The following is a 23,536-nucleotide window of genomic DNA, read 5'->3' as shown; positions in this document are numbered from 1 at the left end:
TCTATGGTGTTTTGGGTCTAACTTAAGGTTGTTTTTTATATAAATCTTTTTCTATTTTACTTTTACATCAAACATTTTTGCATTGTTCATAAATCCTTCTAGGCAATCACCGGCCTTTACCTTTCCAACGCCCGCTGGTGTTCCGGTAAATAGTATATCTCCTGTCTTTAATGTAAAATAAGCTGAAATATACGAAATTAACTCATCTATTTTCCATAGCATTAACGAAGTGTTTGCCTTTTGCGCAACTTTTCCGTTCAACAGCAGGCTAAAGTCTAATTCATTAATGTTTGGAATTTCTTCTTTGCAAACCCACGAACCAACCACGGCCGAGTTGTCAAAGGCTTTGGCCTTTTCCCACGGAAGCCCTTTTTCTTTTAATTTATTTTGAAGATCCCTCGCCGTAAAATCGATTCCCAGCCCTACTTCATCATAATATTTATGGGCATATTTTGCGTCTATATGCTTTCCTACTTTGTTGATTTTTACCAAAACCTCTGTTTCGTAGTGCACGTCCTTTGAAAAATCCGGAATATAAAAATTGTCATTACTCTTTAACAAAGCCGTATCGGGTTTCATAAAAATAACGGGGTCGGCAGGTTTTTCGTTTTCCAATTCTTTAATATGATCGGTATAATTTCTACCAATACAAATAATCTTCATTGCTGTTATTTTAAGTTTGCAAATTAATAAACTACTTTCACTTTAAACGCAGGGGAAGCAATTTTCCCCTCTTTAAACATACTCCCATATTGAGGAATATTTAGCTCTTTCATGGATTTCCACCCTTTGTTGGACATGTAATAGGAGTTTGACACGTCTTTATCTTCTTCTACCCCTTTAAAAATAGGTCCGTAACGTATGGTCCCAACATTTTTATAAATAGAATCGTTTAGCCGTACATCTATTTTTTCTTCATAAGAATTTTCTTTAATAAACAAATGTTCAACCGCTATAAAAAATCCATTATCGGGTACTTTTATGGAATAGCCCGATAGGTCTACCTGTATTTTTCTGTCGTATTTATAAGAAGTTATTATGAGATTGCCCCGAATTAAATCTTCCCCCGGAGACAACGAGTCGGTTGCACTTAACACACGCAGCCTGAATTTTGAGTTTCCTACATAATGCTCATCAAAAAAAATAGTCACTTCATCCATATAAGCTGGATTGGGCAACTGCATATTGTTTGGGTAATACCTGGCCAAAACCGAGGGGTACAAGCCCCCACTAAAATTGCCCAAGCCTATTCTTCTTTTGTTTTTAAAAGGGTTTAAATTTTTTTTGTGATGGTACGCGCTATTATTTACCAGCACAACTTCGCCCAATTCTTCCACGCGTTTCTTTAAGGAAATTGTGGCATTGCCCAATTGATTGGCAGGAATTACTTTGTCTTGATAACCAATACATGAAATACGCACATTTTTTACCAATAATTCTTTAGGGATATTTAAAAAAAAGCGACCGTTTTTATTAGACGTAGTTCCAATGGCAACATCGGTAAATATTAAATGTGCATAAGGTATTTTTTCTTTTGAACCTTGATCCACCAGTTCCCCTTTCAATATTACCTGTTGTGCGCTTACGCCATGTACGGCAATTAGCAATATGGCACCTATTAATAAGCGCCCGAGCATTAGTTAAGCTTATTATTCAACTTGCGTAGTTTTATGGCCGTAAGCACCTTTTTGGTATACAGGGGGAAATCTGCATTCAACAGCCACCCAAAATATCCCGGTTCCTGCTCCATGACATCTTCTACTCTTTTTCCTTTGTGCTTTCCAAACGAAAAAACTTCTTCTTCGTCTTCATTAAAAATAATAAATCCTGCAAAGTCGGCAGTTTGTTTTCTAGTAGTAAACTCCCCTAAAAACTTCATATTGTTTTCCAGTTCCCCATACCGGTCCAGTTGCGATTTAAGCACTTCGTATGTGGCGTTGGTATCGGCTTCGGCAGAATGAGCGTCGTCCAGGTTTTTCCCGCAATAAAATTTGTATGCCGCCGAAAGTGTACGTTGTTCCATTTTATGAAATATGGTCTGTACATCAACAGACACCCTGTTGCCCATGTCAAAATCTATTCCCGCCCTTAAAAGCTCTTCGGCCAATACAGGAATGTCGAACCTATCAGAATTATATCCGCCCAAATCGCTGTCTTTTATCATGTTATAAATGGTTTTGGACAGTTCTTTAAAAGTGGGCTCATTGGCTACTTTTTCATCGGTTATACCGTGAATTGCCGAAGACTGCGGTGGAATGGGCATTTCTGGGTTTACCAACCAAGTATGGCTTTCCTTGTTTCCGTTCGGGAAAACTTTTAAAATTGATATTTCTACTACCCTGTCCCGGGCCACGTCGATTCCAGTGGTTTCCAAGTCGAAAAAGCAAATGGGTTTAGATAAGTTTAATTCCATTGTATTGTTTTGAAACTATAAAATTAGGTATTGAAAAATAAAAACCCTGAAAATTTCAGGGCTTATTTGTAATTATATTTCTTTGTTAGGATCCCATGCCTCGATATACTCGGCCACCCGCTGTATAAACTGACCTCCAAGGGCACCGTTTACAACCCTGTGATCGTAACTGTGCGACAAGAACATTTTATGGCGTATACCAATAAAATCGCCTTCCGGGGTTTCTATAACCGCAGGCACTTTTCTAATGGCGCCCAATGCCAGAATGGCCACTTGGGGCTGATTGATAATTGGGGTACCCATGACACTCCCAAATGTCCCCACATTGGTTACAGTATAGGTTCCGCCTTGTATTTCGTCTGGCTTCAACTTGTTTTCCCTTGCCCTTCCGGCAAGATCGTTTACCCGTTTTGCCATCCCTACCAAATTAAGCTGGTCGGCATTTTTAATAACCGGGACAATAAGGTTGCCATCGGGCAGCGCGGCCGCCATTCCAAGATTGATGTTTTTCCTTTTGATTATTTTATCCCCATCAACAGAAATGTTTATTAACGGGAAGTCTTTTATCGTCTTGGCAATAATCTTCATGAAAATGGGCGTAAAGGTAAGCTTCTCCCCTTCGCGGTTTTGAAACTCATGTTTCACCTTGTTCCTCCAGTTCCAGATATTGGTAACATCTACCTCTATGAAGCTTTGTACGTGCGCCGATGTTTGCACGCTTTGCGACATATGATGAGCTATTAATTTACCCATTCTGGTCATTTCTACAATTTCATCCTGCCCATTTACCGATACCGGAGTTGCCTGTGTGGCAGCCTGTTGCTTATTAACAACTTGAGGCGGCTGTGTTTTAACGGGTTCTTCGTTGGTTGCCGCCTGGGGAGCCTCTTTGGTTTCAGGCTTTGTTTCGGTTTCTGTACTTATTGTGGGTTTTCCACTTCTCTTTTCCAGGTACCCTAAAATATCGTCTTTGGTTACACGACCGTCCTTACCGGTCCCGGCTATGCCCTCTAATTCCTCCAAACCGATGTTTTCTTCCTTTGCAATATTTTTCACTAAGGGCGAAAAGAATTTTTCTGAAGTTGAAAAATCTGCAACCGGTGCTGCAACCGTTTCTTTAACCGTATTGATATCTTCTTGAATTGAAGCAACAGCCTCTTCAGCTGCTTCTTCATCTACTTCTTCTACTTGAGTATGGTTAAGGGTTTCTTCTTCATTGCCATCTTCATCGCCATCGGTTTCAATAATAGCAAGCACATCGCCTACTTTTGCAACATCGTCTACCTCAAAAAACTTTTCAATTAGCACCCCGTCCACTTCGCTTGGAACTTCAGAGTCTACCTTGTCGGTAGCTATCTCCAGTATGGCCTCATCGGCTTCGATAGTATCTCCAATTTCTTTTAACCACGAAGTAACCGTTGCTTCTGCAACACTTTCACCCATTTGGGGTAGTTTTAATTCTATTTTTGCCATATCGGTAAATTGTAGCTGTTTATAGATATATATTTTGCGAAAATAATAAAAAAATAGGCTTTATGTTATTAATTTTCGTTTCTAGTTTAAATTTATCATTGTTCACTTTTCAATGAATTTTCAAACGGTATCCTGTTTAAAATACTTCTACCCAAAGTTACTTCGTCTGCATATTCCAATTCGTCCCCTACTGCAATCCCCCTGGCTATTGTAGAGGTAATAACCGCATAAGGTTCCAACTGTTTAAAGATATAAAAATTGGTGGTATCTCCTTCCATTGTTGAGCTCAATGCAAAAATTATCTCTTTTATCTCCCCCGCCTTTGCTTTTTCTATCAATGTAGCTATGTTAAGGTCGGAAGGCCCAATGCCATCCATGGGCGAAATTTTTCCGCCTAAAACATGGTATACGCCCCGGTATTGGCCTGTATTTTCAATGGCCATTACGTCCCGTATGTCCTCGACAACACAAACCAATGAAGTCTCCCTTTTAGGGTTTGCGCATATTTCGCACAACTCTGTATCTGATATGTTATGGCATTTTTTACAGAACTTAATTTCACTACGCAAGTTCTGCAAAGCCAGGGCCAAGTTTTTGGTTTGTGCTTCGGGCTGCCTTAATAAATGCAACACCAACCGCAAAGCTGTACGTTTGCCGATACCCGGAAGTTGAGAAACTTCGTACACAGCATTTTCTAATAACTTTGATGAGAATTCCATTATTGCGAAATTACAATTTTAAGGCGCATAAATGAATTTTATGCCATAGTTTTGTGATTACATTTACAAAAAACCATATGAAGCCAATTTATATTCTTCTAATTATTGCTGCTTATTTTGGAATTTTAATCCTTATTTCTTTCCTGACCAGTAAAGACGAAGAAAGTAACGATACTTTCTTTAAGGCCAAAAGACAATCGCCGTGGTATGTTGTTGCCTTTGGAATGATCGGGGCTTCTTTAAGCGGGGTAACCTTTATATCGGTACCTGGCTGGGTGGAAGCTTCCAAGTTTAGCTATATGCAGGTTGTTTTTGGGTATATTTTGGGTTATTTTATTATTGGTGCTGTACTTCTGCCCCTCTATTACAGATTAAACTTAACATCTATCTACACCTATTTGGAACAAAGGTTTGGGCCACATAGTTATAAAACCGGTGCCTCTTTCTTTTTATTGTCCAGGGTTGTAGGGGCCAGTTTTCGTTTGTTTCTTGTGGCCAATGTTTTACAGGTAATTATTTTTAATGAAATGGGCGTTCCCTTCTGGGCGACGGTCACGCTTACCATACTGCTTATCTGGCTCTACACGTTTAAAAGTGGTATTAAAACCATAGTGTGGACAGACACCTTGCAAACTTTGTTTATGCTTATTGCGCTGGGCGTTACTATTGTTACAGTTTACAATGATATGAATATTTCTGAAGGGATTACCAATTATGTAGCTTCCAGCGATCTCTCCAAAATGTTTTTCTTTGACAATATAAAAAGCGCCGATTACTTTTGGAAGCAGTTTATTTCGGGAGCTTTTATCGCCGTGGTAATGACAGGCCTCGATCAAGATATGATGCAGAAAAACCTTACTTGCCGCTCCTTAAAAGACGCCCAGAAAAACGTATTTTGGTTTACTATTGTACTCACCATCGTTAATTTTATCTTTCTTTGCCTTGGCCTCTTGTTAACGGTATATGCACAGCAAAATGGGATCGATGCCCATAAAGACGATCTTTTTGCGGTTTTGGCAAAAGATTACCTCGGCATTGCGGTTTTTATTTTCTTTTTAATAGGCCTTATAGCCGCAGCGTACAGCAGTGCCGACAGTGCTTTAACAGCGCTTACAACATCGTTTAGCGTGGATATTTTAAATATTGAAAATAAATATGGAGAGAAAAAGCAAATAGCCGTAAGAAAGCGCATCCATATATTGTTTTCCCTTTTGCTTATTTTAGTGATTATTGCCTTTAAATACATCATTAAAAATGAAAGCGTTATTGCAAAACTATTTGTATTTACAGGTTATACATATGGCCCATTGCTTGGAATGTATAGCTTTGGCCTCTTTACAAAGCTTAAGGCAAACGATAAATTTATTCCGTTTATAGCTATAATCTCGCCAATATTATCGTATGTTATTAGTTTTTACAGCAATAAGAAATTTAATTTCGATTTCGGATTTTTTGTTCTTATTTTAAACGGTGCCCTCACTTTTATAGGGCTACTTATTGCCAGCTCTTTTAAACAGGAAAGAGATTTAAAACCAGCCCATTAATATTGGTTTGTTGCCAATAAAACCAAAGTGCAGGCAACAACAACTTCAATGTTATTGGGTTTTAGCAGCTCGAAAAACTCACGGTTTTCTGTACCGGGGTTAAAAATAACGCGATTGGGCTTCAACTCGATTATGTATTGATAAAATTCCTGCTGATTTCTGGCATTCATATACAGTGTAACGGTATCTATATCGATATAATTTTTTAGTTCCGTATCTATTTCCACACCTGCCACATTGCCAGCTTTTAAGCCATAAGCCACAACCTCTTTACCACTAGAAACCAACCTATTAACTGCTATGTTGCTATATCTTGAAGGCTTTAATGAGGCGCCCATAACCAATGTCTTTCCCATATGTTAAACTTTGTTAAAGGTTATAAATTATTGTAACAGCTTTCCATAAAGATCGTCAATTAGGTAACAACTCGAAAAGAGTTTAAGTTAAAATCATCAATCAAAAAAAATCAACTAATCAATGAAACATTTCATTCTTTTATGTACGGCATTCTTTTCGTTCCTTACATATTCTCAAAACAGTACCCCGAATAACGAACTGGCAAAAACAGGAAGCGTTACCGGTATTGTCATCGATCAAAGCTTACAACAACCAATACCTTACGCAACAGTTGTCCTTAAACAAAACGGGGAGAATATTGTTGGTGGAATTACAGCAGACAATGGTAGCTTTGAACTTACCAAAATTGAAGAAGGAACCTACACATTCGAAATTCAATTTATTGGGTACCAAACTTATAGTAAAGAAATAAGCGTTACCGGCAATAAAACCAACTTAGGAACCATTACGCTGGTAGAAAACGTTACCGAGCTTGAAGGTGTGGACGTGGTTGCCGAGCGCTCTACAATTGAACAGAAAATAGACCGGAAGGTAATCAATGTAGGGAAAGACCTTACCACACAAGGGGCTACGGCATCAGATATCATGAACAATATACCTTCGGTAAATGTCGACCAGCAAACGGGCCAGTTAAGCATGCGCGGAAATTCAAACGTGCGTGTTATGGTAGACGGGAAACTATCGAACGTCCCCGTTGCTCAATTACTTAAACAAATTCCTTCCACTTCAATTAAAAAGATTGAATTGATTACAAATCCATCAGCAAAATACAACCCCGAAGGGATGAGCGGTATTATCAATATCGTTTTGTATAAAGATGCCAACATAGGTTTTAATGGAAATATAAATCTCGGACTTGCATATCAAGACGAAGCAAAATTTAATAGCTCCGGGGATTTAAACTACCGCAACGGAAAATTTAATGTCTATGGAAGTTATGGCAACAACATTGGTAAATACGTAAATGATGGTGTTGTAGAACGTATGGACGATGAAAATACAACCGATTTTAACGAAAATCAATTTCAATACTTTTCGTTTTTAAACAATAACAAATCGCACCTTTACAAAGCGGGAATCGATTTTTACCTCAACGAAAAAAACACCATTTCCGTTTTTACCAACCAAAACATATTTGATGGAAAAGGTCGCGGAGACACACAAATTGTAAACATGGATCCTTCTGTTGATAACTCCCGGCAGGTTTTTACCAATGAAAACTCCAACCATAACGAGCAATACAACTTTGACTACAAAAGAGATTTTGAGAAAGAAGGACATAATATAGAATTTGAAATTGATTACAACAATTTTAAAGACGAAGAGGATGCCGATTTTAACTACATTGGAGCCTCTACACAACCCGATTACCAAGATTTTGTAGACACCAGAAGGCAACAGACTATTGCCAATTTAGATTATGTAAATCCGCTTTCTGAAAAGTCAAAATTAGAATTAGGTCTGGAATACAGGACTTTTGAAACCGATGTTGATTATTCTTCTACAGGATTTACCTTTAATTCCGGTGGCGTGCTTATTCCAACACCCGATACCGATTTTATTTACGGTATGGACATTTATTCGGCATATACTACCTTTGGGCAAAATTTTGAAAAATGGAGCTACCAGGTCGGTGCCCGTTTTGAAGATGTGAGCGTAAAGGCAGACACCAACAGCGTAAGAAGTTTTACGGACGATTATAAACAAATATACCCTTCGGCTTTTGTTACGTACAATCCATCAGAAAAAAATCAATTTCAAGTAAGTTTCAGTCGCCGCGTAGACCGTCCCGGGCTTGGACAGGTAAACCCAATAAGGGAATGGAGCACCCCTCAAATTTCTTCGTATGGAAATGATGAATTGCTTCCACAATTTACCAACTCCTACGAAACAAATTATACCCGAAGATTGGAGCATGGAAGCATTACTTTTGGAGTCTATTACCGCTCCATTGAAGACGAGATTAACCAAGTTTTATATGTAGACAGGCTGGACTTAACCAAACAAATTCTTACTTACGACAATTTTGACAACACCAACGCTTACGGTTTTGAAATATCTACCAACTACAAACCGTTAGATTGGTGGAGTATTAATGGTAGTATAGATATGTATGCACAAAAACAACGCGGTTTAACCGAACAATTAATTCCCGACGATAACGATGTAACCGTTGACGATATTATTACCGAAGAAGTTGAAGTTAACAACGTAGCTTTTAACGCCCGGCTAAACAACAACTTTACAGTTACCAAAAACCTTACCCTTTCCTTATTTGGTTATTATAGGGGGAAAAACAAAGGATTGCAAATGGATGCCAAGCCCATGTATTTTGTAAACACAGGCGCTCGCTACAGTTTTGCCGGCGGAAAAGGAACTTTCAGTCTTAATTTTAACGACATTTTCAACACCATGCAATTTAGTTTTGAAGGACAGCGTCCATACGAACAAAACGGTACATTTAATTGGGAAAGCCGCACCATTTTTGCAGGTTTATCTTATCGTTTCGGAAGCGGCAAAAACCGAAAGGTACAACGCAAACAAAGAGACAGCAACACCAAAGAAGGCGGCGGAATTATGTAAAAAATTAGTAATAATGCAACATTCTCATATAGTTGATGGTTAGTGTAAAAGGTTGCATGTTATTAATAAAAAACCCGGGAGCAGTAATACTTCCGGGTTTTAACATTTTATAATTATTGAACTCAATTTATACTTTTTTCAGGAGCTGTTTCCCGCTGTCTAAAGAGCCCTATGTAAACTTGTTTTGTCAGTCTGAGCTTGTCGAAGACTTGTTGGCATTCAGTGAACTATGCTTCGACAGGCTCAGCATGACATCAGGATTTACAGCTTTTTAGACAGTCTCTAATTCAACCAACTATTTTAAATGCGCCCTTGGCTTTTTAATGCAGATCTTCAAAATCAAAAAAAAATCCCGCTGCCATGAGCGGGATTAATTCAACCAGCTATTTTAAATGCGCCCTTGGCTTTTTAAAATAGGGTTTCATTAATAATCAAAACGCTTAAAGGCTTCAATGGCGGCATAATCTGCTAGGCCAAGATCGCGGTAATGCTGTGCCGTTTTTTTATTTCTGTCTTCGGCACGTACCCAAAACTCCCTTAAATCTTCTCCTTGAAACAGCACGCCATCTTTTTGTGTTTGATGGAAGAAAATAGCTTTTCGTTTTCTAAGCACCTGGTCGGGGCTCATTGGTACGGCCATGTCAATTTCGTGGATTTCCCATTCGTGCCATGCCCCTCTGTACAACCACAGCCAACAATCGTTCATAAACGGTTCCGATTTTAGTTCGGCCATGGCCTTGAACACAGCGTCCAAACATACTTTATGCGTTCCATGCGGATCTGCCAAATCTCCGGCAGCATACACCTGATGTGGTTTTACACTTGCAATTAAATCTCTCACAATCTGGATATCATCAGGTCCTAACGGATGCTTCTTCACAGTTCCCGTTTCGTAAAAAGGTAAATTCAAAAAGTGAACCTGCGTATCCGGCACGTTAAAATACCGCGTAGCAGCAATAGATTCCCGCTTACGTATCAGGCCTTTTAATTCCCTAACGGAAATTGCATCGGTTTCATTTTCTTTTTTCTTGTTAATTCCGGTAACCACCTCTTTTATCTTTTCCAGTTCCTCACCTTCCGGAAGAAAATCCATAGCCACTTCAGCATATTTTAAAGCATCGGCATTAGACACAGCAATATTTCCAGATGTTTGGTATGCAATATGTACTTCATGTCCTTGTTCTACCAGCCTATCAAAAGTGCCTCCCATTGAAATTACATCGTCATCCGGGTGCGGACTGAAAATAATAACGCGTTTCTTCTCTGGTGATTTTCTTTCGGGCCGGTTGGTATCGTCGGCATTTGGCTTACCGCCCGGCCAACCGGTAATGGTATGCTGTAGTTTGTTAAACATTTCTATGTTCAGTTCGTACGACGATCCTTTTTCCGTAATTAATGAGGCCAATCCATGTTCGTTATAATCCTTATCGGTTAAACGAAGGATGGACTTTTCTACTTTATCGCACAGCCATACCACGGCCCTTTTGGTCATGGCATCGGTCCATGTAACTTCGCCAACCAACCACGGCGATTCAAATCTGGTTAGTAACGAAGCCGCCTCTGTATCGAGCACAAATGTGGTATTGTTGTGTTCTTGCAGGTATGTTGCGGGTATTTGCGGACTTATTTCGCCTTCAATGGTTTCCTTTAAAACACTTGCTTTTTTGTGTCCCCAAGCCAACAATACAATTCTTTTGGCACTAAATACGGTGCCCACTCCCATCGTTATGGCCTTTTTGGGCACATTTTCTATTCCTAAAAAAGACGGTGCCGCGTCTTCCCGTGTTAACTGGTCCAGGGTAATGCTCCTTGTAATAGAATTGTAATGGGATCCCGGTTCGTTAAAACCAATATGTCCCGTTCTACCAATACCCAACAACTGAAAATCGAGTCCGCCGTATTTGGCTATTTTTTCTTCGTATGCCTTGCAATAGGAAGCTATTTCATCTTGATCGATGGTACCGTTGGGAATGTTAATTTGATCTTTTGGAATATCTATATGATTGAACAAATGCTCGTTCATAAAATAGTGGTAACTATGAATACTTTCGGCGTTCATCGGGTAATATTCGTCCAAATTGAAAGTTACTACATTCTTAAAGCTCAGCCCTTCGTTTTTATGCATCTTGACCAACTCATCATAAACACGTATGGGCGACGATCCCGTGGCCAAGCCCAATACACAGGTTTCCCCCTTTTTATTTTTTTCACGAATTAAATCGGCAATCTCTTTTGCCACCAAATACGATGCTTTTGAAGATTTTTCAAAAACTACGTTATGAATCTTCTCATAACGGTTATGCTCATGGGTTCCTGCCTTTTCATACTTTATAGTATTCTGTGCATCGATATGTACCTTCATTTGTGTATGTTAAATCGGTTAATCATTAAAGTTACTATTTTCAAACAATTTCAGCAACTATACGCTTGCATCTTGCCGTTTTTATGCATGTTTTACATTAGATTGTTTGCACGTTTTGCAATAAATAGTTGCGCAATTTATTATCATTTGGATTCAACTCGGTTATCAAAGTGTTAATTTCGTTTAAACTGCACACGTTGTAGTTTTGCCTTACATTCAATTTATTTGAAGTTGCCAAAACCACTATTTTGTCTGAGGCCGTAATCATGGCCCTTTTTACAAGGGAAACTTCGTAACCTTCATCCGTTAGGCCATTTGCAATATTTATACTGCTGACACCAATAAAGCAGATATCCGCAACAACTTCGGAAAGCGACTGAACCACGTCGATACCAACGGTAACCATTGACTTTTTATTAATTTTTCCGCCTATAAAAATTACTTCTACCGATGGATGTTCAGAGAGTTGCATTGCAATGGGCAAACTATAGGTATACACAGTTGCCTTTAGATCTTTAGGGAGCTGTCTTGCCAACATTAAATTGGTAGTCCCCCCACTAATAATTACCACCATGCCATCTTCTATCAATGAAACTGCTTTTATGGCAATAATGTTCTTTCCTTCTTTATTAAACACAACATCTTCATTGTAGTGATATAGCTTCTGGATGGTAGATACGGCCCCTCCATGAACCTTCATGATCAATCCCTTTTTATCAAGTTCATTGAGGTCCCGCCTAATGGTATCTTCAGAAACTTTTAATTTTTCAGCTAAGTAATTGGACGATACATTCCTGTTTACCCTTACCTCATCTACAATTATATCTTGTCTTTCTTTTTTTTGCATGGTTTTGCCTGCATATTATTTAATACATGCATGAAATATAAAACATTAATGCTGTAAAAAGCAAATATTAATTAAAATATGCAAAAATAATGCATTTTTATACATTTTTCTTGCACATGTATAGAAAAAATACTAACTTCATTTCCACTTAAAAATTTTTGTTTACAATGAAAAAGCAATATTTTACTATGCTAGCAGCTCTTTTCCTATTGGTAAATTATGCGTTAGCTCAAGAAAGATCGATTAATGGCACAGTTACTTCAGAAGATGATAATCAACCCCTCCCGGGGGCCAATCTTATAATTAAGGGAACAACTACAGGTGCTGTTACAGATTTTGATGGAAAATTTTCAATTACTATCCCAGACGAAAAAAGTGTAATGATTATTAGCTATATTGCCAAAGAAGTTACGGTTCCTTCCGGCCAAAACAGCATCTCCATTTTTTTAAAAAGCGACGTAAATGCTTTAGAAGAAGTCGTGGTGATGGGATCGAGCGTATCGCAATCCAGAAAGAAAATCGGTAATGCCATTACCACTTTAAAATCTGAGGACATTACAAAAGCACCTACCCCAAGCGTTACGCGACTATTCAGGGGAAAATTCCCGGTGCCCAGATTACACAAAATTCTGGAGACCCGGCCGGTGGATTCTCGATTCGGTTAAGGAGGCCAAGTACAATTAGCGGTTCATCAGAACCTTTATATGTTATCGATGGCGTTATAACCAGTAACCTAACGACCAATGTTACCAATTTGAATGTCGATGCAGGATTTGGAAAGTTTTGAAGACCTCCACGAATACAATATACAGATCAAACCAATTTTACAGTATAAATAACCTCATATGAATACTACGCTCTTTTTAGCCGTTTTTCTTGGATATTTTATCATTTTAGTAGGCATTTCATACCTCGTTTCCAAAAAGTCGGGAGCCGATGCTTATTATACCGGCGACAGGCAATCCCCATGGCCGTTGGTAGCCTACGGAATGATTGGCGCCGCCATGTCGGGAGTTACATTTGTTTCTATTCCCGGGATGGTTTCCAACAACTATTTGTACTATTTTCAGTTTGTAATCGGGAACGTTATTGGTTATAGTTTTATCGTTTTTGTACTTATTCCCATTTACTACAAATTCAAATTGATCTCCATTTACACCTATTTATCCAATCGTTTTGGGTTTTATTCCTACAAAACCGGTTCGCTGTTTTTCATCATATCACAATCCTTTGGTGCGTCTTTACGCCTTTTATTGGCTGTAAAAGTACTCGATTATGCCATGTTTGCCCCCTTGGGTGTTCCATTTCCTGTAACGGTTGTTATTATTTTAGCACTAATTTGGGTCTATACAAACAAATCGGGAATAAAAACCATTGTTTGGACAGATACTTTGCAGACCACCTTTTTAATTGTTGCGGCCGTCGTTTCTATTTTTGCCATTAAAAACGCCCTTAACTTTTCATTTTCTGAAACCATTGACGCAGTTACGTCCCACAAATACTTTCAGGTCTTTGATTGGGACCCAAAATCGGGAAATAACTTCTTCAAACAGATTATTTCTGGTGTTTTAATAGCCATTGCCATGATGGGGCTCGATCAAAATATCATGCAAAAAACCCTCACATGCAAATCGAAAGGCGAAGCACAAAAAAATGCGTTGGTTTTCAGTTTCATTTTAGCCATCACTCAATTTCTGTTTTTAGGGCTAGGGGTGCTCCTATATATTTATGCAGAAAAACAGGGTGTTTCCCTTCCTGTAAATGAAAACGGTACTTTTATCAACACCGATGATCTTTTCCCTAAATTGTCGCTTAATTATTTTGGTATTGCAGCAGCCATTACATTCATTTTAGGAATTACCGCTGCGGCATTTTCCAGTGTAGATTCTGCCTTAACTGCTTTAACAACTTCATTTACCCACGACTTTTTAAACATGGAAAAGAAAACACCATCAAAAAAAAAGAAGGCAAAAAATATAACGCTGTTCGGGTTTAACATTATCGTTTTTGCAATTATCATGGCTTTTGCAAATAGCACGGGAGATATTATTACCAATATATTTAAAGTAGCTGGGTATACGTATGGCCCATTACTTGGGCTCTTCATTTTAGGGATTTTCACCAAAATAAACATTACCGATAAACTCGTGCCCGTTATTTGCATTCTTGCCCCTGTTTTAACGTATATTTTAAATGGAGCCCTGATACAGTACTTCCGTTTCGACCTCGGTTTTATGAACATTTTTATAAATGCCCTTATTGCCATATCCTTCTTAATCATAATCAAAAAAAATCATGAGCCAACAACTAACCACTGAAAATGCTTCGCATTATAATAATCTAGAAAAAATGAGCACGCAAGAACTGCTCTACAATATAAATACCGAAGACAAAACGGTGCCGAATGCTATTGAAAAAGCACTTCCCAAAATAGAAAAACTCGTTGATGCTGTATATGAAAAAATGAAAGACGGCGGACGGTTATTTTATCTTGGAGCTGGTACAAGTGGACGATTAGGAGTTCTCGATGCATCAGAACTTCCACCTACGTATGGGGTCTCTAAAGAATTGGTTATTGCACTTATAGCCGGTGGAGATACTGCCTTGCGAAATGCCGTTGAAAATGAAGAAGACAATACCGAGAAAGCATGGCTGGACATGCAGGAACATTTAATTTCTGATAAAGATGCCGTTATTGGCATTGCAGCATCGGGGACTACTCCTTATGTTATTGGCGGTGTAAAAAAAGCAAAAGAGAACAATATTGTTACCGGGTGCATTACCTGCAACAAAAACAGTCCGCTAGCTACCAATGTAGCCTATCCTATTGAAGTCGTGGTGGGGCCTGAATTTGTTACTGGAAGCACTCGCATGAAAGCCGGAACTGCCCAAAAATTAATCTTGAATATGATTTCTACTTCCTTAATGATAAAAATGGGGAAAGTAAAGGGGAATAAAATGATTAATATGCAGCTTTCCAATAAAAAATTGGTGAAACGAGGTGTAAAAATGTTGATGGATGAACTGCATATAGAAAAAGAAGAAGCCCAAAAGCTGTTAATGGAACACCAAAGTGTTAAAAAAGCAATTACCTTTTTTAAAGGGTAATTGTTTTCTATTTTTACTCGGGAATAATACTCAAGGGATGCGCTACACTAAAGATAATTTTCCTGAAAAATCAACCGTTATTAATCATTCATTGACATGGGCGTGCAAAATTTTGCTCATATTAATAATTTGTTTTTTTATGGCGACGTTTTATGGGTTGCCCATATTATTTGCAAGTGAAATTAATTTGGAAGTCTCATCCATTATCTATTTTTTTCTTATATACTATTTGCTTCTCCTTTTTGGCACTTATAAATTGGTTAAATACATCAAATCAGTAAAAGGGGAATCAATAAAAAAAGTAACTATCAATAAAGAAGGGGTGCATTACCTAAAACTTAATGGTAAAAGGGAAAGCATTTTGTTTTCAGAATTGAACAAATCGCCGTCTCCTTTCTCCGATGATGTTTTTATCAAAACAGTTGGTGTTACACCCTATTCATCTACCCGATTAATGATATTTTATCAAGGAAATGAGAAACATATTACTTTTTCCAATACCGATGTTATGTATACGGGAGCTATAGGAAATTGGCGAGAATTGAGAGGGCATTTTATACAAGGAATAACATTATTTTGCCCCCATTTAACCATTTCGGAATCTGTTTATTCAGATTTTTTTATTCACCCCGAAACTTTTGAGTTTGACACTAAAGAATTTAAAAAAACTTTTTTGATCGTAGCAATTTTCATCCTAATAATACTTCTCGGTATTGATTTGTACACAAAGTATCGTTTTGGTTATTCACTTATTTTTGATTAAGATTTCACCAATAATATGAAGCAAAAAAGAACATTGAGTGAAATTTATTAAAATCCCTCTTAATGCCCTTATATTACTGAATATTTTATGCCAGCTTATTAACGGCTAATAAATAACGTTAAATTACCATTTTATAATGGCACTTGCCCAAGTAAATCCACTACCAAAGGCGGCCAGCACCACTGTATCGTCTTTTTTAACCTTACCTTGCTCCCAAGCTTCGGTTAAAGCAATAGGTATGGATGCTGCCGTGGTATTTCCGTATTTCATAATGTTGTTGAATACCTGATCATCATTCAATTTAAATTTCTGCTGAATAAACTGCGAAATTCTCAAATTTGCCTGATGCGGCACCAACAAATCGATATCTGAAGCCGTTAAGCCATTTGCCTGCAAGCCTTCGTTAATTACCTCGCTAAAGCGAACCACGGCATTTTTAAATACAAATTGACCGTTCATGTGCGGAAAATAAGAAGTGTCTTCTTCTGGATTGTCTTCGGATAAAATATCGGTTACCCAGCGTTTTCCCATTCCCGGGGCTATTAATGCCAACTCTTCGGCGTGCTCTCCTTCAGAATGTAAATGTGTGGAAAGTATGCCCTTTGTTGTATCTTCTTCCCTACTCAATACGGCAGCTCCGGCTCCATCGCCAAAAATAACCGAAACCCCACGCCCGCGCGTAGTCATATCCAATCCGGTAGAATGCAACTCTGAACCTATTACCAGCACATTTTTGTACATCCCGGTTTTAATAAACTGATCGGCCACCGAAATGGCATACACAAAACCCGAACATTGGTTACGAACATCCAGTGCTCCAACGGTTTTCAAACCTAAATCGCGTTGTACCAATACTCCCGGGCCCGGAAAATAATAATCGGGACTCAAGGTGGCAAAAACCACAAAATCGATTTCATCTTTGTCCAAACCAGAACGTTCTATGGCAATTTTTGCGGCCTTTACGCCCATTGTGGTGGTGGTATCGCCATCTCCCTTTACTACATGGCGGCGCTCTTTAATACCAGTCCGCTCCTGTATCCAGGCATCATTCGTGTCCATCAACTTAGATAGATCGTCGTTGGTTACCACATTTTCGGGAACATAATACCCTAATCCTGTTATCTTTGAATTGTACATCTTTTTTATCCTTCCTTTTATAAAAAATAAAACAATCGTCTTTTATAATACGATTTCATTAAAAATTAGCGCCGCAAGTTACACAATATCAACAAATGTATAAAAAGACGGTAGACAAAAGGTAATGAATTTACTTTGAATGTATTAGGTTATTTTATTATTCTTTTTCATCCACATAATCTTGCAAATAGGCATAGCGTTTGGTTAACTGCCCATTTGAAGTCATTTTGGCCCGTTCTAAAATGCCATCCTTGTCATTATTAAAAAAGGATGGGATTACATATTTAACAAAACTTTCGCCAAAGCCTTCGCTGGCATTTGCGGGAAGCTCGCATGGCAGGTTATCGACCGCCATTACCGCAATGGCCCCTTTATTTTTAAAATTGGTTTCTTCTTCGCTTTCTGGATTGTAGCCATAAATAGGGCTGGCTATGGTTGAAGGGCGAATGGTGGTGGCTACCGGCCCATCTATATCGCAGCTGACATCTGCTACCACTTGTATGTTGAACTTTTCTGATTTTACATCCTCACGGGTGTATAAATAAGGAGCCCCATCGCCATAAAAATGCCCTGCAATATAAAAGTTGGTTACCTTGGCAAAGCGCATAAAATTGGATTCGTATGCTGATGGATTTTGATAAAAATCGGTTACATCAGCATCCTTTCCGTCTTTTCTTTTGTTATAATCAAGCACATCTATTTGGCAATAGACCGGCTTATTAAAATTGTTTGTTAAATAGTCTTCTACAGAGACTTCTTTTAATTTCATGGCATCCAGGATTTCTTTGGCGCCACTGCCAACACGGCCTTTCCCGGTGAGCAAAATTTTAATAGCGGGTAAATGGATGCGCTGCAAAGCATCGATAAGTGCCTGCATATTAGGTAAGTGTTCTGCTTTGGGGAGCTCGAAAAGCTCAAATTTAAGTCCGTATGCACGTATGCCGTTGTATGCACCCACTATGCCTGCGTAACGGCCAAAGGCTACCAAACGTTGCCCGTTTGTGTTGGTAATTACTTCATGGTCGTACAGTTCTATATTTTTGGCCAAAACAGCTTGTAACAATTTTTTGTTATAAGGTTGCTTTTTTATGGTGTGCGAAAAGAAAAAATATTTTTTATTTGGAATAAGAGCTTCGATAGGCACTTCTTTTACTCCCAATAAAACATCGCATTGTTGCATGTTTTCTGAAAGTTCGAACCCGGCCGATGCATAGTCTTCATCTTTAAATATCCTGATATTGGACGGTTCTACAATAATTGCTGCGGATGGATATTTTTTCTTGACAGTTTGACAGGCCTGGGGTGTCAACACCACTCTTCTATCGGGCGGATTTTTCCGCTCTTTGATAATTCCGAACTTCATATCACTCTGGTATAAATTTTGTTCTAAAAATACATGCTTGGTTGTAAATGTGCAAGTTTAGAAGAATTTGTATTACATTTGCACCCCGCATTAGGGATAGCAGCGGCATCCCCCGACGAAACTTTGTTTGTCGAGGATATAGCGGATAGCCCGACCCTGGCCCGACCGCAGGGAGGGAGCAGGAAATGCCCAAAAAACGTTCTTTATAAATATATTGGGGTCGACTGGTTTTGACAGCGAGTCTAATTGAGGTGTAAGCATGCAGAGCGCTGGGATACAGCTCTTAAATCTCATATTTCACACTTTTTAAATGGCGAGAATAACTACGCTCTTGCTGCCTAATCTGAAGTTATAGTAAGATTTCGGCCACGTTCCCGCAAGGCGGGAAGGCGAGATGTCTCTGGGTAGCCCTTGTTGATGGCGACCCGTTTTGAGGCACCATAAAAGTCAACATAGAAACGGTGTAGCTCCGGCACGGTTTTAAATTTTAAGGAGCTAAGCAAATAGTGGGCGGTTTTCGGTCAGCTATTTGTCGACAATTAAACGGAAACTAAGCATGTAGAAAGCATTTTGGTTGCTTGTTTGGACGGGAGTTCGAATCTCCCCGACTCCACGATAAAGGGTTTTCTTGAGAAAGCCCTTTTTTTTCTTAAATCCTATACTGATAACCTAATAGAGGGAAGCAATTTCCATTCAATTTTACTATGTAAAAATAGTGTTCGGCAGATTAAAAATTACAAACATCTAAAAAAACATAATATGGTTATTTTCTGTAATTTAAATTTTTAATGTTGCAAGGGAGCTTACATCATTTTCTTTCCTTCAACCTGAATGGTTTCCATGTCAATTAAAGCAGGGCTGATTTTCCTTATCAAATTAAATCTTTAGGCATAGCCAATATTAATTTTGGCTTATCAATTCTTTATTGTAACGTTCTTTGTATTCCCATGGGCTTAACCCTGTAATTTTTCGGAAGACCTCTCGAAAAGCCTTTTCATCTGAATACCCTACTTCGTACATTACCTCGTTGATCGTTTTTCGGGTGGTTTCCAGCGATTTTTTGGCAACCTCTACTTTTACTCGTTGTATATATTCCATTGGGGTGTTTCCGGTGGCTTTAATGAACCGTCGGTCGAACTGTCGTCTACTAACTGGAAATTTAGAAGATAATTCCATAATGGAAATTTTTTGATGGGATGCACTTTCGATATATGCCTGAGCTTCTTTTACCATTTCATCACCGTGCATTTTCTGCCCCTTAAAGATAATAAATGAAGATTGGCTTTGACGATCCATTTCAATCTGGAAAACTTTAGAACAATATACTGCCGTCTGGCGGTCGTAGTATTTTTCTACAAGGTAAACCATTAAGTTCAGAAAAGAATAGGCTCCACCATTGGTATAGATTCCATTTTCATCTGTAATTAGCTTGTCCGTTTGCAGGTTTACGTTGGGGAATCTTTTCCTGAAATTTTCTGAAGCTGCCCAATGTGTGGAACAAGTCCTGTTATTCAACAAGCCTGCTGCGGCCAGCAGAAATGCTCCTGTACAGATACTCGCTATTTCCGCCCCGCTTTTGTACTGTGTTTTAATCCATTCTATAAGTAACCGATTACCATTTAGAGCTTTTTCATAATTATGGTTAAGCGATGGAATGACAATCAAATCGGTCTTTTTTATAACCGATATATCGGTTTGCGGTCTAACACAAAATAACCCGTCATAAAAGTCCACTTCTGGAGAAATGCCTGCCAAGTTTATATCAAATATCCGCTTCCCGCCTTTTTCTCTCCAGTAATCGTTAGCCTTATTAAATATTTTATAGGGGCCAACAATACTGCTCAGGTTGTTTTGACCTTCTGGCACTAATATGGTTAATTGTTTCATATCTTTTTTTACAAAGATAAAAACATTAAATGTCTAAATCAACCCGTCATAAAGTCTATATTACAACCTATTAATCTTATTTTTAGACACTACATTTGGATAATCGTTATTAACGAAGATTATAAAAAAAGTAAATAAATTTTTAACTCATAAAAAAACAGAAATGGTAAACATTATTCATCGTGTAGGAATTAAAGCTTCTATATCAGAAGTTTATAAAGTATTATCGTCAGTCCAAGGTATTGGTAAATGGTGGACCCAAAACACTTCCGGCACATCTGAAATAGGTAAGACAATAGCCCTGCGATTTCATTCACAAGAAGGAAATGAGGTTGGCAGTATGCAAATGCTTGTCAAAGCACTTGTACCCAATAAAAAAGTTCACTGGCACTTTACAGCAGGCCCTGAAGAGTGGCTCGGCACCGATGTAGTCTTCAACTTACATGAGGAAGAAGGGCTAACCATTATCCTCTTTGAACATAAAAACTGGAGTGAAGCAATAGAGTTTACAGCACATTGCAGTATGAAATGGGCCATATTCCTACTTAGCCTCAAAGAACTTATGGAAACAGGAAGGGGCAGGCCCTCTCCCCATGACATCAAAATCGATAACTGGAATTAAACATTATTATCAGTATTTATAAATTAATTCACCTCATGGAAAAAAATAGCTTCAAAACTAATATAGCGGTAGATAAAAGTCTAAACGAAGTCTTTATGAGTATCAATAATGTACGCGGATGGTGGTCAAAGAATCTAATAGGCAAAACAGATGATCTTAACGCAACGTTTACCCATCGTGACAGATATCTTAACGTAACGTTCAAGATTGCCGAACTCTCGAAACAAAAAATCGTTTGGGAAATCGTATCAAGTTATAATAATATGTTTGCAGATAATCTGCATGAATGGGAAAATACTACGATAATATTTAAAATCACAGAAACAGAGGGTACAACACATATCGATTTTACACATGATGGGCTTACGCCTCATTTTGAATGCTATAATGTATGCTCAAAGGCCTGGGATTTTTTTGTAAACAATAGTTTAAAAGGTTTTATAGAAACCGGTAAGGGCGACCCTATCTCCGGCAACTATGCCTCTTTTACTACTTCTTTTACCGTAAATAAAACTGCTGAAGAAGTATACGAAGCGGTCAATAATGTACGTGATTGGTGGCTTGAAGATATTCAGGGCAGCACAGGGAAGCTCAATGGAGAATTCAAGTTTTTTGTTGATGGAAAACTTCAATTCCATTTTAGGATTATTGAAATGCTGCCGTTTGAACGGGTTGTATGGCTGGTAGTAGATCAAAATTTCGCAAACACCGAAAAGCAAGAATGGAAAGGCACCACATTGCTTTTTGAAATATCGGAACAAGGTGGACAAACCCAACTTCGTTTTACACATCAAGGACTTGTCCCCCCTTTTGATTGCTACAAAACCTGCCAGAATGCTTGGCAAAACTATATCAATATCAGTTTGCATAACTTAATCGTTGAAGGCAAGGGGCAACCAAATCAGTGGTGATTCAAAATCAAGGATAATTCCGACCTAAATAAGAGTGAAAAAACAGCAAATAAAAGGTCAGGTACAATAGCAAGGCGAAACCATTATGTATAACCGTATAAAGTTTTAAGTACTTGCTTTTGAAGTTCCAGATTAACCGCTTAAAAGGTTAGACTCGGTTATACGGTAATCATTCATAGTATACTGTTGCCAATTCCCGCTTACCAGTTGCGCTCTTAAAATTTACCCATCCCATTGCCATAAAAAAGATTTACTCTTTTAAAGATTATATCTTATAACTTCAATAGTTTATCTATATTTTTTACTTTTATATAATTAAATTACCTAATAATCAGCTATTTAAAATTTAAATCAACCAACTAGACAAGTGAACAAGAATACCAAAAATACTACTCCTGCACTGCCATTTGACATCAGCATTGGGACAAAAGGTATTAAAGATTATAACTTGCATTATACCTTGATTGAATTTAATCTAAAAGAAGCGTTTTTAAATATATTCCCACGAATCGGTTTTTTAGTTTGTAATTTATTTATTGGTGATACGTTAAACTGTAGATTTTTAAACTATACCAAAGATGCATTTTATAGCAACCGACTTTACATAACCGGCCTGTTATCAAAAGGTTCTTTATTTTTCTCAATGAATAATAAAGGAAAGGGTTATGCTTTTAAGTTACACCCGGTAATAGGTTATCATCTTTTAAAAACCCCCATGGACGAACTCTCTGATAAACAGGTCATGGTAAGTAATGTGCTTGATGTAAGCGGACATTTACTAAAGAGGTTGGAAAGGAATGAAGATATCGGTTCTATTAATAACGAATGCCTTACCCGTTTCTTATGGAAGGTTCTTCCCGATAAAGCCTCTTTTTTAAACGATCCGATATATCTTGCTGTTAACTATGTTATAGAAAACAAAGGAAAGGTAAGTATCAAACAATTGGCAGAAAAATTTTGTATCAGTCAGCGTACTCTACAAAGACAATTCCTCGTCAAAATAGGCCTCACCCCTAAAGCTTATTCAAGTATATGGAAAGTACAGAACGCTATAGGGCTTATTGGAAGTAACCCCAAAATGAGTCTTGCAGAGGTAGCCTTTCGGGCAGGGTATTACGATGTTGCCCATCTTGCCCATGACTTTAAGAGCAGGATTGAACTTCCTCCTTCTATATTAAGGAATAAGTTAAACCCACTCACACGAACTTACCTCGAAAATAAGGTGATTTTTGAATAATGTCCATTTTTTACAGCACACAAACATCAGCAATCACCTAATTTTATGATAGTTATAGTTTTATTTTACCTATGTAATGAAGAGGAAAAAGATTTTGCACCAATAATTAAACAACTATAGTAAGCTCTTATTACATTGAAAATCCAGGTATTAATATAGGTTCCCTTATATAAGCCGTAGCATATTGTAACCAATCTTTAAACAATATAA

Annotated in this window: 21 protein-coding genes and 1 other RNA gene; 11 read left to right on the top strand and 11 right to left on the bottom strand. The window is 38.1% G+C overall.

Annotation, left to right across the window (positions count from 1 at the left end):
* Nucleotides 1-51 precede the first annotated feature (51 nt).
* From PSF86_RS16090 to recR, 5 genes are all read right to left on the bottom strand, one after another.
* Nucleotides 52-663, bottom strand: coding sequence for a fumarylacetoacetate hydrolase family protein (locus PSF86_RS16090; protein WP_277901116.1), 612 nt, complete (start codon nt 661-663; stop codon nt 52-54).
* Nucleotides 664-686: 23 nt separating this feature from the next.
* Nucleotides 687-1,637 (bottom strand): carboxypeptidase-like regulatory domain-containing protein, encoded by a 951-nt coding sequence (locus PSF86_RS16085; protein ID WP_277901115.1) that lies wholly within the window; start codon nt 1,635-1,637, stop codon nt 687-689.
* Nucleotides 1,637-2,413 carry a 3'-5' exonuclease gene (locus PSF86_RS16080; protein WP_277901114.1) on the bottom strand — a complete coding sequence of 259 codons (777 nt, stop codon included), beginning with the start codon at nt 2,411-2,413 and terminating at the stop codon, nt 1,637-1,639. Before PSF86_RS16080 ends, PSF86_RS16085 begins: the two co-directional genes overlap by 1 nt.
* A 72-nt stretch (nt 2,414-2,485) precedes the next feature.
* Nucleotides 2,486-3,886, bottom strand: coding sequence for a dihydrolipoamide acetyltransferase family protein (locus PSF86_RS16075; protein ID WP_277901113.1), 1,401 nt, complete (start codon nt 3,884-3,886; stop codon nt 2,486-2,488).
* A gap of 95 nt (nt 3,887-3,981) precedes the next feature.
* Nucleotides 3,982-4,605: a recombination mediator RecR gene (gene recR, locus PSF86_RS16070; protein WP_277901112.1), complete on the bottom strand. Its 624-nt coding sequence runs from the start codon at nt 4,603-4,605 to the stop codon at nt 3,982-3,984.
* Between the two features lie 77 nt (nt 4,606-4,682).
* Here recR and PSF86_RS16065 point away from each other — a divergent pair, with 77 nt between their 5' ends.
* On the top strand, nt 4,683-6,149 hold the full coding sequence (locus tag PSF86_RS16065) for a sodium:solute symporter (protein ID WP_277901111.1): 1,467 nt from the start codon (nt 4,683-4,685) through the stop codon (nt 6,147-6,149).
* Here PSF86_RS16065 and PSF86_RS16060 read toward each other — a convergent pair.
* Nucleotides 6,146-6,505, bottom strand: coding sequence for a CoA-binding protein (locus PSF86_RS16060; RefSeq protein WP_277901110.1), 360 nt, complete (start codon nt 6,503-6,505; stop codon nt 6,146-6,148). The two genes, PSF86_RS16065 and PSF86_RS16060, sit on opposite strands and share 4 nt — an antisense overlap.
* Nucleotides 6,506-6,626: 121 nt before the next feature.
* Here PSF86_RS16060 and PSF86_RS16055 point away from each other — a divergent pair, with 121 nt between their 5' ends.
* On the top strand, nt 6,627-9,089 hold the full coding sequence (locus PSF86_RS16055; protein ID WP_277901109.1) for a TonB-dependent receptor: 2,463 nt from the start codon (nt 6,627-6,629) through the stop codon (nt 9,087-9,089).
* Nucleotides 9,090-9,513: 424 nt separating this feature from the next.
* Here the strand turns inward: PSF86_RS16055 and nagB are convergent, their stop codons facing one another.
* Nucleotides 9,514-11,451, bottom strand: coding sequence for a glucosamine-6-phosphate deaminase (gene nagB / locus PSF86_RS16050; RefSeq protein ID WP_277901108.1), 1,938 nt, complete (start codon nt 11,449-11,451; stop codon nt 9,514-9,516).
* Nucleotides 11,452-11,548: 97 nt separating this feature from the next.
* On the bottom strand, nt 11,549-12,298 hold the full coding sequence (locus PSF86_RS16045; protein ID WP_277901107.1) for a DeoR/GlpR family DNA-binding transcription regulator: 750 nt from the start codon (nt 12,296-12,298) through the stop codon (nt 11,549-11,551).
* Between the two features lie 167 nt (nt 12,299-12,465).
* Between PSF86_RS16045 and PSF86_RS16040 the strand changes: the two genes are divergently transcribed.
* From PSF86_RS16040 to PSF86_RS16025, 4 genes are all read left to right on the top strand, one after another.
* On the top strand, nt 12,466-12,963 hold the full coding sequence (locus tag PSF86_RS16040) for a carboxypeptidase-like regulatory domain-containing protein (protein WP_277901106.1): 498 nt from the start codon (nt 12,466-12,468) through the stop codon (nt 12,961-12,963).
* Between the two features lie 180 nt (nt 12,964-13,143).
* Nucleotides 13,144-14,616, top strand: a complete 1,473-nt coding sequence (locus PSF86_RS16035) for a sodium:solute symporter (RefSeq protein WP_277901105.1) — start codon at nt 13,144-13,146, stop codon at nt 14,614-14,616.
* A complete protein-coding gene (murQ, locus tag PSF86_RS16030; protein WP_277901104.1) occupies nt 14,594-15,406 on the top strand; it encodes an N-acetylmuramic acid 6-phosphate etherase in 813 nt (270 codons plus the stop codon). The genes PSF86_RS16035 and murQ overlap by 23 nt, the downstream gene beginning before the upstream one ends.
* Before the next feature lie 139 nt (nt 15,407-15,545).
* Complete coding sequence (locus PSF86_RS16025; protein ID WP_277901103.1) at nt 15,546-16,169, top strand: hypothetical protein; 624 nt, start codon at nt 15,546-15,548, stop codon at nt 16,167-16,169.
* A gap of 123 nt (nt 16,170-16,292) precedes the next feature.
* On the opposite strand, the gene PSF86_RS16020 is transcribed toward PSF86_RS16025, so the two are convergent.
* Nucleotides 16,293-17,306: a 3-oxoacyl-ACP synthase III family protein gene (locus PSF86_RS16020; protein WP_277901102.1), complete on the bottom strand. Its 1,014-nt coding sequence runs from the start codon at nt 17,304-17,306 to the stop codon at nt 16,293-16,295.
* Nucleotides 17,307-17,463: 157 nt separating this feature from the next.
* Nucleotides 17,464-18,669 carry an NAD(P)-dependent oxidoreductase gene (locus PSF86_RS16015; protein WP_277901101.1) on the bottom strand — a complete coding sequence of 402 codons (1,206 nt, stop codon included), beginning with the start codon at nt 18,667-18,669 and terminating at the stop codon, nt 17,464-17,466.
* 33 nt (nt 18,670-18,702) lie between these two features.
* Here PSF86_RS16015 and PSF86_RS16010 point away from each other — a divergent pair, with 33 nt between their 5' ends.
* Nucleotides 18,703-18,903, top strand: a complete 201-nt coding sequence (locus tag PSF86_RS16010) for a hypothetical protein (RefSeq protein ID WP_277901100.1) — start codon at nt 18,703-18,705, stop codon at nt 18,901-18,903.
* Nucleotides 18,886-19,285, top strand: a transfer-messenger RNA (tmRNA) gene (ssrA, locus tag PSF86_RS16005). Before PSF86_RS16010 ends, ssrA begins: the two co-directional genes overlap by 18 nt.
* 284 nt (nt 19,286-19,569) lie before the next feature.
* Here the strand turns inward: ssrA and PSF86_RS16000 are convergent.
* The gene (locus tag PSF86_RS16000) at nt 19,570-20,556 is read right to left on the bottom strand and encodes a GlxA family transcriptional regulator (RefSeq protein WP_277901099.1); all 987 of its coding nucleotides are present in this window, start codon (nt 20,554-20,556) and stop codon (nt 19,570-19,572) included.
* Nucleotides 20,557-20,719: 163 nt separating this feature from the next.
* On the opposite strand from PSF86_RS16000, the gene PSF86_RS15995 reads away from it, so the two are divergent.
* The 3 genes from PSF86_RS15995 (at nt 20,720) to PSF86_RS15985 (ending at nt 23,326) form a co-directional block, all read left to right on the top strand.
* The gene (locus PSF86_RS15995; protein WP_277901098.1) at nt 20,720-21,178 is read left to right on the top strand and encodes an SRPBCC family protein; all 459 of its coding nucleotides are present in this window, start codon (nt 20,720-20,722) and stop codon (nt 21,176-21,178) included.
* 35 nt (nt 21,179-21,213) lie between these two features.
* The gene (locus PSF86_RS15990) at nt 21,214-22,089 is read left to right on the top strand and encodes an SRPBCC domain-containing protein (protein ID WP_277901097.1); all 876 of its coding nucleotides are present in this window, start codon (nt 21,214-21,216) and stop codon (nt 22,087-22,089) included.
* Nucleotides 22,090-22,456: 367 nt separating this feature from the next.
* Nucleotides 22,457-23,326, top strand: a complete 870-nt coding sequence (locus PSF86_RS15985) for a helix-turn-helix domain-containing protein (RefSeq protein WP_277901096.1) — start codon at nt 22,457-22,459, stop codon at nt 23,324-23,326.
* The last annotated feature ends 210 nt before the right edge of the window (nt 23,327-23,536 follow it).

Origin of the sequence: Galbibacter pacificus, assembly GCF_029603165.1 — a bacterium.
Classification (GTDB): Bacteria; Bacteroidota; Bacteroidia; order Flavobacteriales; family Flavobacteriaceae; genus Galbibacter; species Galbibacter pacificus.
The sequence above is the reverse complement of the archived record's forward strand: the minus strand, read 5'-3'. Positions and strand labels throughout refer to the sequence as shown.